The organism is Helicobacter sp. TUL (assembly GCF_002287135.1).
Taxonomy (GTDB): domain Bacteria; phylum Campylobacterota; class Campylobacteria; order Campylobacterales; family Helicobacteraceae; genus Helicobacter_F.
Map to the genome: position 1 here is coordinate 1 of NZ_NESU01000002.1, position 14,406 is coordinate 14,406.

Sequence of the window (14,406 nt, forward strand, 5' to 3'; positions counted from 1 at the left end):
TAAAATACTTGTTGATTTCATCTTCTGGAGCGGAAATATCCATAAGTTTATAAGGCTTTTTGCCTTTTTGATACAAATAATATTCATATAACCACTTGAGATTTGCAATATCTATACTTTCATTTGGAAACACAAGCTTTGTGCGATGTGAATCAAGACGCGCAACATGTTTAAATTCTATGCCATTTGTTTCAAGATATTTGCTTAATGTGTAAGCATAATAATTTGCATCATCCGCTGCGACATAAAAATCCTCTTCTCCCATTTCTTTTTTAAAATACTCCACTTCCTCATCGCTAAAACCTATTTCAATTACACATTTATCACAATTCACCACAAAGTCTTTAGCTTCCAAACTCAAGCATAGAGCCATAATTATTGCAATATTTTTTATATATTTATACATACTATTTTCCTCTTGTATTTCTATTTGGGCTTGTGTTGGAAGTGTAATGATTTTTAAGATAGTTATTAAAAATATCCTTATGCAAAGTAAAATCCTCTATTTTGCAATTACCAGAAACAAGAGTAATCATTTGTCCTTGCCTGATCACATCTATATTGCAAAAGTCATTATTATACTCCATAGAAAACACTTTTATAGTGGCTTTAGTGGGAGATTGAATAGCTATTATTCTTACTGTTGAATAATTCATATCATTTGGTTTTTCTGTATAAAAATTGATAGCAAAATCATTAAAGGCACTCTTGTTTTTAGAGTATCCAATCTCGCATACAAAACCGCCCATAGCCTCATCATCAAAGCAATTATCACTTATTTTGAAAGATTGTTTGCCTGTCTTTTGTATAGATTCATAAATGCCTCGCCACTCTTTTACATAACTTGGAAACTCTTTAGTATAGGCAATATGCAGTACTACTAGCAATACAAGGATATATTTCATTTTTAAGTCCTTTAATTTTGTAGTTGCGGTATTATAATGTGATAACAGCCGTTTTCATCAAGAATTTGTGTGATTTTACCCTCACGTTGAAGTTTTTGTGCTTGAGATTAAAATCAGTCTTGTTGACACCTAAAGAGGAATGCGGAATATCAACCACATTGACAATATTAAAATCTGCACAATGTCTTGAAACTTTAGAAGCTCCAAGCTCATTGATTTTAGATGCTGTTATACATAATTTCAGCTTGCCGTCTAGGCGTTCTTGCTGTGCTACTAATTACAACTCTTGTGTAATTAGAATTTTTTGCTATTTGTCTTAGTATATTTTTAGAATATTCAGAAACCAAGCTTATATCTATTTTATTTTGTCCTACTATCTCTATCATCTTGAATAGATTTTAAAACTTCTTTATATTCTTGCTTTAAAGATTCTAAGACTTTAAAAAATCTAGTATCTTCTTTGCTTAAATCTATCCCTCCATTATTTCCATAGCTTTCTTCTCCATGAATATAGAAACCTTGTCTTTTTGTCCTAGATTCTGTAGTGTTAGTGCAGTCTTTATCTGTATAGATAGGGATATTATACTTCCCCCATTGCTTCTCTCCCTCTTTACTTCTTGAGAAAGAATGCCAAGCATTATTATATTCTCTTATGCCACTTTGTTTATCATTATTTTGGACATAGCACATATTTTTCGCACTCCTCAAACATACACCATTGAATTAAATTATCGTCTAAAAACTCCAAACTATATTTATCTTGAGGATTATATTTTATAGAATCAGCAAACAGAAAAATAAATTTATTTCCCTGAAGTATTATATTATCTTTAGAATCTTGTATTTCCAAAACTATGCGTTCCATAGGGGTATAAGCTATTATACTTCTACTTTCTCTATCAAACTGCAATCCCTGCTCCTCAAACCATTCTTTATTCTTGCAGGTTTTTATTATCAATGATGGATTTGTGTCATACACAACAAATCTTTTATCCCAAAAACTCCTACCTTTAGAATCTACTATATCCAAATTATTTGCATACAATCCGCATAAGTAAATACAGAGTAAAACCATTGTTTTCATCGTATATTCCTTCTAAATTTGAGTTATGACAAATTTCTTTCACAAGTAGTATCACTGCCTTTTACGATAGCAATGTTGCCATCACCCATATCGAAAAAATGCACATAATCACATTGAGTTTTCATATCAAAACCATAGTATATTTCCAAATATGTATCGCCTTTCCATATGTACTGGATAACAAGATTATCGTCTATATCTTGTTTAAAATTTTGTAATGGGAGTTTCTCCAACAACCATTCTTCACCCACATATTGCGTATAAGCCTTATATGCTTCTTGTATATCTTTAGCCTTTATAGTCATTCTTTGTGGAGCGCCACAAGCAATCCATTGTTGCAATTTTATCCAATTATCTTCACCACATTCTTTTCTTGCCTCTTCTATAAATTCTTGCTCCATAGGACTACAATGTTCAAATAATGATTCTATATTGTGTTTATATGTGCAATCCACCCTATGCCATTGCCATATATATTCCTTGCCAAAAGTAAGGTTTATAAGTAAAGAAACCAAAAGACAAAATACTAATTTTTTCATTTTTAATCCTTTTTGTAAGATAAGTTTCTGCGTATTTGAGTTGCGACATAGTGCCTATTAGTATTGTGTGCAGGTTTTCCTTGTGGCATACCATTTTTTATGCAATTTATTCTCATCGCTCACTCCCTTATCTTTATAGCTCGTGCCAACTTTATAGAATCTATAAAATAAACCTTTGGTATCATAGCCCCTACCTATGATTACTGCAAAATTGATCAAGTATCTACCAATCTACACTCCATTGATGTATAACCTCAATATAATCTTTTGTTTGTGTATAAATCGTGATACTGCCACTATCATACCCCATATTAATAACCCAAAATCTTCCCATATTATCCCAAACATAGTAGCTTCCTACTTCATCATCTTTGCTGCTTTCTTCCTCTCCATAGTCATACATATTGACATTTTTTGGCAGTTTTTGCTCTTTTGCCTCAAATATCTTGTATGCTTCTTCTATACTTGTAGCTTTGATAAAATATTTTCTTATCCCTACTTCTTCGCCATTTACCTTACCACAAGGAAATTCATAGCCTTTAGCTGGATATTTACATAAATCTATAAAAGCTAGTTTCTTATCAGAATCTAGTGAAAGCTTTGATGTATCATAAGGCACTAAAAAGACTTGGGTAAAAAATTTTTCTCTCTGTCCTATAATCTCATTGGCTTTATCTTGACTTAGATTCACAACTCCTGCATAAACATTTCCCAAACACAATAGAAATAATACAATCCACTTCATTGGCTTACTCCCACTTTTTTGTTATTCTTGCGTTTTTATCTTGCAATTAGAGACTAATCATTAAAATAAAAATTCCTTACCTCAATGCGTGTCTGTGTAGAATCTACTTGCCTAAAGCTATAATATACCACACCATTTTCATATCCTATGCTTAAGACCATAAATTTAGGATTGACAAATTCATAGACAATATTGATTGTATCACTATATAGCTCAAGATTATTATATTCATATTGTAGATTCTGTGTAGGTAAGCTTTCCTTAAAAGCCTTTTTATCAGGCTGCTTAGAAATAAACTCCTTATACGCATTTTCCAAATTAGCCTCTATGACATATTCCTTAAGTATCTTGTCCGCACAAGTAGAAATGCTACTATCCTTGACAAAGCTATGCCCATCAAGAATTTTTTTACAAGGGACATTATGATATTGTAGCCCTAATTCTTTATCAGTCTCTAATGCCACATTTTGTGCGTTAAGAGTGCTTATAAACCCAAATACCAAACCTATGCAAAGTAAAAATTTCATTTTGCTCCTTTTCCACTAGCGTATTAAATCTTATCTAAATCGCTAATGTCATTTAAAAATGGGCAATTATTTGCTTGCCCATGCTTTTATCTTTCCATTTGAATTTCATGTAATTAGCAAGTATGAGAGTGTCGCCTACTTTCTTAAACTCATTCTGTTTAATATTGATTTTGCTATGAGCATCACCATCGGCAAAATGTGCCTTTTCTAATACTTTTTCTTTTGTATTAATAATGAAATAATTTGGTTCAAAAACAAGATTAGGGGTAAAAAATACATATATGGCAAGACTTCCATTTTTGATACTAGAATCTTTTGCGAGAATATTATTTTCTTCGCTAAATATGCTTACTTCATAAAACTTTCTATTCTCAATTTCCTGTAAATCAATACAGAATAATACACATTGCAAACCGAATACGATGATTAAGAGCTTTTTCATTTCTTCTCCTTGTAAGTTTTATTTTTTCTAATTTGCGTTACACGATAATTTCTTTCTAGTTTGTGTGCAGGTTTTCCTTGTAGCATATCATTATCTATATACAATTTATTCTCATCGCTCACTCCCTTATCTTTATATCTTGTGCCAACTTTATAAAATAAATAATACAATTTTTCTTTTTCATCATATTTTCATTCACAAGATTCTAGCTGTTTTGCTAAGTTTGTATCAAAGCGTAATGATGTTTCTAGATTAGCATCTTGCAGTTTTTGCGTTTGTCTATCATATTTTACAAAGCCTATTGTCCCTGTGCCTTGAAATTCATCGTTTGCAGAGTCTTGCCAATCAAAGAATAATCTCGCAAGGATTGTATGCTTATCCCAAGTGTCAAATTCAAATGAGATATGATTCTTTGTCCATTCTATGCTTCTATCTCTACGCCAAGATTCAAAATCAAAATCACTGCTTCTTACAAGATTGACAAAAATCTTGACGCACTGAAAATTGGTAAGATTCTCATCAAAATATACTTGTGTTAGTTTGGCTTCTTGTGTGTATCCTAAACTTATAAATAAAATAAAGATTATAGATAGTTTTTTCATCGTGTATTACTCCCTTTAATTTCATCAATTATGCGAGATGTAATCTGTTCGATAGCCTTTTGTATATTTTTGTGCTTGTCTTGTATTGAAGTTGCCTTACTTAATTTACATTGTGCTTTTGTGTTCTAAAAGATTAGCATTTCACGCTTAAGTTTATTAAGAGAATCTATTTCTGCTTTAAGTTTTTCGACTTCTGCATCGATTTGTGAGAGTAGGGTAAAGTTTAGGGTTTCTGGCATATCCTGTGATCCACGCTTAATCATAATATAATCAAGCATGGAGATTTTTGCCATGCCTAGCAAGATATTGATGTCATCTCGTATATCCTCGATATTTCTAAAGATACTATCAATGCGTTCAAACATAGCCTGCTCCTTTATGATTTGATTCCGGCGGTGATTAATGTATGTAAGTGTATAACACCTTGTATTGAATCCTGCTTATCTGTGATGACAAGAATTTGAATCTTATTTTCTTCAATGAGCTTTAGAGCATCAAAGGCAAGCATATCAGGGTTATTGCAGGTTTTTGGATTTTTGGTAGCATATTTTAGCACCGCATCTTCTAGGCTAAAATCTTCTCTTAGCAACGCCCTTCGTAAGTCACCATCACTCAAAATCGCTATAAGCTTATTTTCCTGCGTGATAAGGAGATTGCCTAGTCTCGCTTCACTCATAAGCGGGATACATTCTTTGAGTGCTGTGTGTGAATCTACAATGGGGAGGTTTGTGGTTTGCATTAAGTCTTTGAGTTTAACAAAAAGTCTTTTTCCCAAGCTACCACCGGGGTGGAATGATGCAAAATTTTCGTGTGTGAAGCCTCTATAGTGCATAAGACACACCGCCAATACATCACCAAGCGCAAGTGTAAGAGTGGTTGAGCTTGTGGGTGCGGCATTGAGTGGGCAAGCTTCTTTTTGCACAAAAATATCAAGAAACAAATCACTCATTTTTGAAAGACTAGATTGTGCGTTTTTGCTCATAGTGATGAGGGTATTACCAAAGCGCTTAATGTGAGGCAAGACATTGAGTAGCTCCTCGCTCTCGCCACTATAGCTTATTGCAAGAATAACATCATCGTGTTGTATCACACCTAGATCGCCATGCATAGCCTCCGTAGGGTGGAGAAAAAAGCTAGGAGTGCCTGTGCTAGAGAGAGTAGCGGCAATTTTTGCTCCGATATGTCCGCTTTTGCCCACGCCCATAACCACTAGCTTTCCTTTAGATTCTGCAATAGTGCGGATAATCTGGTAGAGTTTTTGTGAATCTAGTCGACTAATAGAATCTAGCAATGCTTGAGATTCTGTGTGCAAAACCTCCGTGGCGATTTGTAGATATTGATTTACTTCTGACATATTGCTTTCCTATAAGACATACACCATAGCTTCTATGGTTGGATATTTTTTGACCTTTTTGAATATATGCTTTTTAAATGCTCCTTGGATTTCTTGTTCTATGGTTTTGGCATTAAAATGCTCTTTTTTGTAATTTTTGACAACAAGCTCCAAGATTTCATTCATCTCTTTCTCAAACCCCTTATCCTCTTTGTTGGCTACTAGTCCATAGCTCGCGATTTTAGAATCAATGATTTTGCGATCTTTGCTTACTTGCATAGACACGATGACAATCCCTTCATTAGCAAGTGTTTGTCTATCATCGACTATATCTGTATCCACTTGTCGATTGATTTGGTTATCAATAAAGATTTTACCATTTTTGACACTGCGGACTTTGCGCATATAGTTTGGATTGACTTCGATTTGATCGCCATCTTCCATAAGCAGTATATTTTTCTCTAGCACACCACATTTAATAGCGGTTTCTTTGTGCTTGGCGATGTGATTGTATTCTCCATGGACTGGGAGGAAGAATTTTGGCTTAATAAGGCGCAACATAAGCTTTTGTTCTTCTTGCGCTGCGTGTCCGCTAACATGAATCTCGCTAAAATCTTGGTAGGCGACTCTTGCTCCTGCTTTCATAAGGAAATTTAGCACGGTTGAAACAGATCCTTCATTACCCGGAATGGCTTTGGCAGAGATAATAACCATATCGCTAGGCTTGATTTTAACATGGCGATGTTCATCTGTTGCCATACGATAGAGCGCACTCATTGTCTCACCTTGAGAACCTGTGGTAACAATAAGCACCTCATTGTCTGGATATTTTTCTACCTCATGTGCTTCGATAAAGATATTTTGGGGAATCTCAATATAGCCAAGCTCACGCGCTATCTCTAAGTTTTTTTCCATAGATCTTCCAATCACCGCGACTTTGCGATTATAAAGGCGACCATAGTTGATTGCTTGATATACGCGATGAATATTTGAGCTAAAGGTGCTCATAATCACGCGTCCTTTGGCTTGCTTGAAAAGTGTGTCAAATGTCGGTCCTACACTCGCTTCACTTGGCGTAGTGCCACTGCGATGAGAGTTTGTTGAATCACTAAGGAGCAACATTACGCCCTCTTCACCATAGTGTGCTAGTCTGTGTAAGTCTGTAGGCATATTGTCAATTGGAGTATGATCGATTTTAAAGTCTCCTGTATGAATGATTGTCCCAGCTTCTGTTTTGATAGCAAGCGCTGAAGCATCAATAATGGAGTGTGTGATGTTAATCCACTCAATTTCAAATTCGCCAATTTTGATAGGTTGGCGTTTTTGCACTATCTTGAAGTATGAGCGGTATTTTTTAAGTCCGTGCTCATCAAATTTGCTACCAATCATACCAAGTGGTAATGGTGTCCCATAGAGTGGGAATTGTAGTTGTTTATAGAGATAAGGCACTGCACCGATATGATCTTCATGCGCATGGGTGATGATTACCCCTGCAATTTTATCTTTAATCGCATGGATATAGCTAAAATCTGGAATAAGAATATCTACTCCGTGCATTGTTTCATCAGGGAAACTCATACCCACATCGATGATAATCGCACTATTTTGTGTTTCTAGCACGGTGATATTGCCTCCAATTTCTCCCAATCCCCCAAGAGGCGTTATACGCACACTTGCTTTTGTATTGAGATTGAGTTTTGCGTGGGCATTGAGGCTTTCGCGCTGGATTTTTGTGTTTGCTTCTACACCACGGCGCAAATCTTTGTGTAGACTAAGATTATCTTTTTCGTGTGGATTTTTGACGCTTCGGACACCATTTTCTACGACATCTTTATCATCTGTGCGATTTTTGGCGTGTGGGTTTTTTCCACTCCATTGTCGCCCCTTGAAGTTTTTATCCTTTTGTGCATAGTGTGAATCTCTAGCTTGGCTACCTTGTGTCGATCCAAATTTATTATGAGTAAAGGACTTTTGTGAAGATTCATTTGTGGGAATTGCGTTTTGGATAGAATCTGTGTGCGTAGGATATTTGGCACTAGATTCTTGTGTGCTATCATTTGTCTCATCACTAATCTTGCGACGGAATTTTTTTGTAAAAGATTTGAATCTACTTTCTTTTGGTGCTTGTGCTTCTTGATCCTGTGGTGTTTGTTGAGGTGTGTTGTTATCTTCCATAATTAAACTCCTTTTGTAATGTGTTGGTATATGCGGTGATAGTCTTGCGTGCTGACTTCATGTGGTCTAGCATCGCTTTGAATCCGGAGAGTATGCAAGAGAGAGGCGGTATCCGCAAAAGCTTTTTGTAAATTTTTGGCTAGTTTTTTACGCGGTGCGCAAAATGCTATTTTTAAAAACTCTTCAAATTTATAATCCCCTTGTGCAGTATTTTGCGTTTTATCAATACAAAATACACTAGAAGTGACTTTTGGTGCAGGCTCAAAGGCGGTATTTGGCACATCAAAAAGCATTTGTGGCTTACCAAAGGTCTGTGCTAATACGCTCAATGCACAAAATGCACTTTCTTGCGTGTGTGCGCAAAATTTTTGTGCAACTTCTTTTTGAGTCATCACAACAAGATATTTGCATACACTATCTCGCAACAAACGCAAGATAATGGGTGTAGCGATATAATAAGGAAGGTTTGAAACAAGCACATAATCACTGGGGTGTAACCACCCTTTGTCTTGCTGGATTTCTAGCACATCTTTTTGTATCAGCTCCACCCTCTTACTAGCAATAAGGGGGGCAAAATTTTTATAAAACAAAGAACATAAGTCAGGATCGACTTCATAGGCTTTTAGAGAATCTCTCTTGGCTAACTCTTGTGTCAAATCACCCAAGCCAATCCCAATCTCTATAAGTTGATAGGGGAGTTTGGGAATAGATTCGATGATTTGCTGGATATAGGAAAAATTTTTCAAAAAATTCTGCCCTAAGCGTTTTTTGGTTTTGTAGTTTTCCATAAATATCCTTGAAAAATGTTATAATTGTAGCAGAAGTTCTTAAAATCCTAGCTAATAAAATTGCTTTAGAATTGTAAATCCTTGATAAAGAAACATTTTTTCAAAAATATACTAAAGGTGCATTATGAATTTTGCAAAGCGGATTATTCCTTGTCTTGATGTAAAAGATGGTCGTGTTGTTAAGGGCGTAAATTTTGTGGGTTTGCAAGATGCCGGAGATCCGGTAGAAATAGCCAAAAAATATAATGACAAGGGCGCTGATGAATTAGTGTTTTTGGATATTACTGCAAGTGCAGAGGGTCGTAGCACGACTCTTGAAATGGTAAAGCAAGTTGCCAAGGAGGTTTTTATCCCTTTTAGTGTAGGTGGAGGCATTGGATCATTAGATGATATGTATAACCTCCTCAATGCTGGGTGTGATAAGATAAGCATTAATAGTTCGGCTCTCAAAAATCCTGCACTTATCGAAGAGAGTGCTAAGCGCTTTGGTTCGCAATGTATTGTAGTGGCAGTAGATTACAAGGCTTTTCATTCATCTAGCTCATCTCATTTATGGCATGTGTTTATCAATGGTGGCAGAATAGATACAGGTAGGGATTTACTTCAATGGTGCAAGGAAATTTATGATCGTGGTGCTGGAGAAATTTTGCTAACAAGTATGGATTGCGATGGGACAAAGCAGGGGTATGACAAGGCAGGTATCGAGGCGGTTAATGCAGTAGCACCTTTGCCACTTATTGCAAGTGGTGGCGCTGGATGTATGCAAGATTTTGTAGATGTGTTTGCGTATGGGGCTGACGCAGCACTTGCAGCGAGCGTGTTTCATTATGGTGAAATTGGCATTGCCGAATTAAAATCATATCTCCAAGCCCATGGAATTAGCGTGAGAATCTAAGGGATTTATAATGGTTGTGTGTGCTGGACGCGGAGAGGAATTTAGTTTTGCGAGAGTTATTGGCGTAGGTCTTATAGAGAGTGCGATAAACCTCACAAAAATTTGCCTTACAGAAAAGGTTGATGAGCTTATCTTTGTAGGAAGTGCTGGGGCATATGATGAAAAGATTAAGATTTTGGATATGTTTTGTGCTTCAGAGGCGACGCATATTGAATCTGCCTTTTTGACACAAGGTGCTTACACGCCCATAGTTACTCACAAAATATCACCAAAGCCTGTGGTATGTAATGTTTCATATGAAACATTGTGCGTCAATAGCTCAAACTATATCACCACAGATTCTCGTGTAGCACAGAGATTTTTAGAGCAAGGATTGAGGTTGGAAAATATGGAGTTTTTTTCCGTCATGGAAGTGGCTCAACATTTTGGGATTGGTTGTCTGGGGATTTTTTGTGTGAGCAATTATTGCAATGCTAATGCACATCGAGATTTTTTGGATAATCATACACGCGTTAAGGAGCGTCTAGAATCTCTCGCGCCTATTTTGGCAACGCGTAATGAATCTAAGCATACATAGGACATCATAATGATTGACACACCAAAGAAAAAAAATATTTTTAGTTATACACTTAGCGAATTATCAGAAAGTATTACACCAAAGTTTCGCGCACAACAAATTTATAAGTGGTTGTATATAGAATACAAGATAGATTTTGAATCTATGTCCAATCTTCCAAAACATTTGCGCGAAGAGCTATCCCAAGAATATAGCGCACAGAATCTAGAGATTCTCAAATGTGAGCAAAGTCGCGATGGGAGCAAGAAATATCTTTTTCGCACACACGATGGACATACATTTGAATCTGTGCTAATCCAAATGCGTGATAAGCAACGCGATGCCAATGGCAAGATTGTGAGTAGTGAGAAATGGACAATCTGTCTTTCTTCGCAAATTGGCTGCAAGGTCGGATGTGCATTTTGTTTTACTGCAAAAGGTGGCTTTTATCGTAACCTAGAAGCTGGAGAAATAGTGGAACAAGTCGTGCAAATCAAACGAGATAATGCTATCCCACCACATAAGCGTGTAAATATTGTGTATATGGGTATGGGTGAACCACTTGATAATTTTGAAAATGTTACCAAAGCAATTAGAATCTTGAGTGAAAAAGATGGCTTGAGCATTTCAGCACGTCGACAAACTATTTCTACAAGTGGCATAGCCCCCAGAATAAAAAAACTTGGTATGCTTGATTTGGGTGTGCAGTTAGCCATTTCTCTACATGCGGTTGATGATACATTGCGTAGTAGGCTTATTCCGATGAATAAGGCATATAATATCGCACAGGTGCTCGATGAAGTGCGGGATTTCCCTGTAGATGCACGAAAAAGAGTGATGTTTGAGTATTTGATGATAAAAGATCTCAATGATAGCCTCAAAGAAGCAAAAAAATTACTTTCATTGCTTGATGGCATACGCGCTAAGGTGAATCTTATTTTGTTTAATCCTCATGAAGGGAGTGAGTTTTTGCGACCTAGTGAAGAAAGAGCAAAGGCATTTGCAGATTTTCTCACACAAAAAGGATTGCTTTGCACGATTCGAGAATCTAAGGGGCTTGATATTAGTGCAGCATGTGGGCAACTGCGTGAAAAAGAAAAATTACAACATGTTTCATATGAAACATAAAGGAAGTAGTATGGATATATTAGATTGGGTTTTGGTGGTATTTTTGGTGCTTGTGTGTGTCGGTGGAAGCATTTGGTTTTTGTATTATGCATATAACCAAGATTCCAAAAAAAGAGATTCATAAATTATTAGTAGTGAGGTAAAACAATGAATGTAATACTTGTGCATATTTGCTGTTCTGTGGATAGTCATTATTTTTTGCAACGATTGCGTGAGCAATATCCAGATTCTAAACTTGTGGGATATTTTTATAATCCAAATATCCACCCAAAGACAGAATACGATTTGCGTTTGCTTGATGTGGAGCGAAGCTGTAAAATGCTTGGTATAGAATTATATGAAGGTGAGTATGATACATTGCATTGGCTTGAGGATGTGCGAGGACTAGAGGAGGAACCAGAAAAAGGGGAGCGGTGTGTAGCGTGCTTTGATAGTCGGTTGATACGCACAGCAAGTTTTGCTAAGCAAAAGGGTATAGGGACTTTTACAACGACTTTGCTTTCTAGTCCGATGAAAGAGCGTGATATACTTTTTGCGCAAGGAGAAAAAATAGCGCGTATGCATAATCTCGCATTTATCAAAATCGATGTGCGTAGCAATGGTGGCACTCAAGCACAAGCCCAACTTGCTAAAAAAGATAATTTGTATAGGCAAACATATTGCGGTTGCAAATTTGCATTGATAAAACAAAGAAACGCACAAGGCAAACTTTCTCTTGAGCTTGTGGAAAATCTTGGAAGACAAGTTATGCCCGCAAGCAATGAGGAGAGAATCCAAGTTTTTAGTCGGCGCAATGCTCTCGAAGAAGAGCATGTGCCATATATCCTTACTAAACGCTCCATTATGGCATGGAGAAATTTACGCAGCACTGCCAAACGAGCAGGGCAATCTATTGATATGTATGTGCTTGCAGATTCAAAGGAAAAACATAATGCCAAAACCGGAGAGATTCAGTGGATACACACTGATGTGCTATCACCATATTCTTTTTATAAGTTGCTATATCCAAAGGATATGAAATACATTCAAGACAACAATCACATAAGTAAGAATTCATCTTGTGAGATTACTATAGGTGTAGCAAGTAAAGATGATAGTATATTTTTGTGTCTGCAAGACATAAACACTCTGTGTAATACACAATACCAAAGTATTAGGGAACTAAATGCAAATCCATTGCCTTATGAGTTAGAAAACGCATTGCGGATTTGCCTCTGTGGATTGGGGAGTATTAATCCTATCATTGTCTTAGATTCTCGTGTAGAATCTTCTCTCACGATTTTTATTCATAGTCTCTTTCAAGAGGAAAATGTCTTTCGTCTTATAGAGGGAAAAAGGACGCACGAAGATAATAAAGTATTTTAAAGCCTTTTTTTGTTACTATGGCAGGAATTACATTGTATTTTTAAGATATTAAAAGGAGCCCATTATGATGGATGTTAATAAAATACGCGAGATTTTACCACATCGTTATCCGATGTTGCTTGTCGATAGGGTTGTGTCGTTGGTGCCAAATGAAAGGATTGAAGCATACAAAAATGTTACAATCAATGAAGAAGTATTTATGGGGCATTTTCCTAATCAGCCTATTTATCCGGGTGTTATGCAAATCGAGGGAATGGCACAGGCTGGAGGACTACTTGCTTTTAGCAGTATGTTTGGTGATGATACAGCACAAGCAAAAGATAAGATTGTGTATTTTATGACGATTGATAATGCTAAATTTCGTGTGCCAGTTGTGCCAGGAGATAAGCTTGTGTATAGACTTGAAGTTCTTGCACATAAAGGTAGTGTTTGGTCATTGGGTGGTAAGGCATTTGTTGATGATAAGGTTGTATCTCAAGCAGAGCTTAAAGCGATGATAGCAGATGCACACAAAGGATAAGCTATGGCAACAGAAAATATCGCACCAACAAGCATTATAGAATCTGGCGCCAAAATTGGTAAAAATGTCAAAATTGGACATTTTTGTGTGATTGGTAAAAATGTCGTTATTGGTGATAATTGTGAAATTGGCGATCGCGTTACTATTGCTGGGCATACAACTTTGGGTGAGAATAATAAAATTTTTACAGGTGCATGCGTGGGTGTGCCACCACAAGATCTCAAATATGCTGGTGAAGATACACAGCTTATTGTGGGCAATGGCAATATCATTAGGGAATACACGACACTTAATACCGGCACTATTGGTGGTGGTGGCGTAACGCGCATAGGTGATGAAAATTTATTTATGGCATATGTGCATATAGCCCATGATTGTCATGTCGGCAATGGTTGTATCTTTGCAAATGTCGCTACATTGGGTGGACATGTGCATGTAGGCAATTATGTGAATTTTGGTGGTTTAAGTGCTGTGCATCAATTTGTGCAAGTGGGCGATGGATGTATGATTGGGGGGCTTTCTGCGCTTGTGCAGGATTTGCCACCTTATTCTATTGCGCATGGTAATCATGCTCGTGTTGTTGGGCTTAATAAACATCGTATGCGCAAACTTTTTAATCGTGAAGAAATAGATTCTATTGCCTCAATGTATAAGCGCCTTTATTCACGAGAAGCACCGATAAAAGAATTGGTCCAAAGAGAGTTAGATTCTGGTCATCTCTCGCAAACACAACAATACATTTGTGATTTTATTTTATCAGCAACTAGGGGCATAGCTTTAGGACACAAAGGGAATGAATAAT

The 14,406-nt window shown here is 36.5% G+C and carries 20 protein-coding genes; 6 read left to right on the top strand and 14 right to left on the bottom strand.

The annotated features are described in order from the left end of the window. The 14 genes from B9T66_RS01060 to rsmA form a co-directional block, all read right to left on the bottom strand. On the bottom strand, positions 1-406 hold a 406-nt coding region (locus B9T66_RS01060; protein ID WP_180763305.1), incomplete at its 3' end, for a hypothetical protein. A 1-nt stretch (position 407) separates the two neighbouring features. After that, positions 408-905 (bottom strand): hypothetical protein, encoded by a 498-nt coding sequence (locus tag B9T66_RS01065; protein WP_095627146.1) that lies wholly within the window; start codon positions 903-905, stop codon positions 408-410. Between the two features lie 360 nt (positions 906-1,265). Next, on the bottom strand, positions 1,266-1,595 hold the full coding sequence (locus tag B9T66_RS01075; RefSeq protein ID WP_095627147.1) for a hypothetical protein: 330 nt from the start codon (positions 1,593-1,595) through the stop codon (positions 1,266-1,268). Beyond that, positions 1,576-1,989, bottom strand: a complete 414-nt coding sequence (locus B9T66_RS01080; protein ID WP_095627148.1) for a hypothetical protein — start codon at positions 1,987-1,989, stop codon at positions 1,576-1,578. Before B9T66_RS01080 ends, B9T66_RS01075 begins: the two co-directional genes overlap by 20 nt. Positions 1,990-2,012: 23 nt before the next feature. Next, positions 2,013-2,528: a hypothetical protein gene (locus B9T66_RS01085; protein ID WP_095627149.1), complete on the bottom strand. Its 516-nt coding sequence runs from the start codon at positions 2,526-2,528 to the stop codon at positions 2,013-2,015. A 57-nt stretch (positions 2,529-2,585) separates the two neighbouring features. Beyond that, positions 2,586-2,747: a hypothetical protein gene (locus B9T66_RS08810; RefSeq protein WP_180763306.1), complete on the bottom strand. Its 162-nt coding sequence runs from the start codon at positions 2,745-2,747 to the stop codon at positions 2,586-2,588. A 4-nt stretch (positions 2,748-2,751) separates the two neighbouring features. Continuing rightward, on the bottom strand, positions 2,752-3,273 hold the full coding sequence (locus B9T66_RS01090) for a hypothetical protein (protein WP_095627150.1): 522 nt from the start codon (positions 3,271-3,273) through the stop codon (positions 2,752-2,754). Positions 3,274-3,326: 53 nt separating this feature from the next. Continuing rightward, positions 3,327-3,800: a hypothetical protein gene (locus tag B9T66_RS01095; protein WP_095627151.1), complete on the bottom strand. Its 474-nt coding sequence runs from the start codon at positions 3,798-3,800 to the stop codon at positions 3,327-3,329. A 52-nt stretch (positions 3,801-3,852) separates the two neighbouring features. Beyond that, positions 3,853-4,242 carry a hypothetical protein gene (locus B9T66_RS01100; protein WP_095627152.1) on the bottom strand — a complete coding sequence of 130 codons (390 nt, stop codon included), beginning with the start codon at positions 4,240-4,242 and terminating at the stop codon, positions 3,853-3,855. A 191-nt stretch (positions 4,243-4,433) separates the two neighbouring features. Further along, on the bottom strand, positions 4,434-4,844 hold the full coding sequence (locus tag B9T66_RS01105) for a hypothetical protein (RefSeq protein WP_095627153.1): 411 nt from the start codon (positions 4,842-4,844) through the stop codon (positions 4,434-4,436). A gap of 125 nt (positions 4,845-4,969) precedes the next feature. Beyond that, positions 4,970-5,209 carry a DUF2443 family protein gene (locus B9T66_RS01110; protein ID WP_095627154.1) on the bottom strand — a complete coding sequence of 80 codons (240 nt, stop codon included), beginning with the start codon at positions 5,207-5,209 and terminating at the stop codon, positions 4,970-4,972. 11 nt (positions 5,210-5,220) lie between these two features. After that, positions 5,221-6,198 carry a KpsF/GutQ family sugar-phosphate isomerase gene (locus B9T66_RS01115; protein ID WP_095627155.1) on the bottom strand — a complete coding sequence of 326 codons (978 nt, stop codon included), beginning with the start codon at positions 6,196-6,198 and terminating at the stop codon, positions 5,221-5,223. 9 nt (positions 6,199-6,207) lie between these two features. Further along, the gene (locus tag B9T66_RS01120) at positions 6,208-8,352 is read right to left on the bottom strand and encodes a ribonuclease J (RefSeq protein ID WP_095627156.1); all 2,145 of its coding nucleotides are present in this window, start codon (positions 8,350-8,352) and stop codon (positions 6,208-6,210) included. Positions 8,353-8,354: 2 nt separating this feature from the next. Continuing rightward, complete coding sequence (gene rsmA / locus B9T66_RS01125; RefSeq protein WP_095627157.1) at positions 8,355-9,140, bottom strand: 16S rRNA (adenine(1518)-N(6)/adenine(1519)-N(6))-dimethyltransferase RsmA; 786 nt, start codon at positions 9,138-9,140, stop codon at positions 8,355-8,357. A gap of 124 nt (positions 9,141-9,264) precedes the next feature. Here rsmA and hisF point away from each other — a divergent pair, with 124 nt between their 5' ends. The 6 genes from hisF (at position 9,265) to lpxA (ending at position 14,405) form a co-directional block, all read left to right on the top strand. Next, a complete protein-coding gene (gene hisF, locus B9T66_RS01130; protein ID WP_095627158.1) occupies positions 9,265-10,035 on the top strand; it encodes an imidazole glycerol phosphate synthase subunit HisF in 771 nt (256 codons plus the stop codon). Positions 10,036-10,045: 10 nt separating this feature from the next. Continuing rightward, positions 10,046-10,612 carry a phosphorylase family protein gene (locus tag B9T66_RS01135; protein WP_095627159.1) on the top strand — a complete coding sequence of 189 codons (567 nt, stop codon included), beginning with the start codon at positions 10,046-10,048 and terminating at the stop codon, positions 10,610-10,612. Positions 10,613-10,621: 9 nt separating this feature from the next. Further along, a complete protein-coding gene (gene rlmN, locus B9T66_RS01140) occupies positions 10,622-11,719 on the top strand; it encodes a 23S rRNA (adenine(2503)-C(2))-methyltransferase RlmN (RefSeq protein ID WP_095627160.1) in 1,098 nt (365 codons plus the stop codon). A gap of 147 nt (positions 11,720-11,866) precedes the next feature. After that, a complete protein-coding gene (locus B9T66_RS01145; protein WP_095627161.1) occupies positions 11,867-13,084 on the top strand; it encodes an epoxyqueuosine reductase QueH in 1,218 nt (405 codons plus the stop codon). A gap of 64 nt (positions 13,085-13,148) precedes the next feature. Continuing rightward, positions 13,149-13,604: a 3-hydroxyacyl-ACP dehydratase FabZ gene (fabZ, locus tag B9T66_RS01150; protein ID WP_095627162.1), complete on the top strand. Its 456-nt coding sequence runs from the start codon at positions 13,149-13,151 to the stop codon at positions 13,602-13,604. A 3-nt stretch (positions 13,605-13,607) separates the two neighbouring features. Then, positions 13,608-14,405: an acyl-ACP--UDP-N-acetylglucosamine O-acyltransferase gene (lpxA, locus tag B9T66_RS01155; protein ID WP_095627163.1), complete on the top strand. Its 798-nt coding sequence runs from the start codon at positions 13,608-13,610 to the stop codon at positions 14,403-14,405. Position 14,406: the final 1 nt, after the last annotated feature.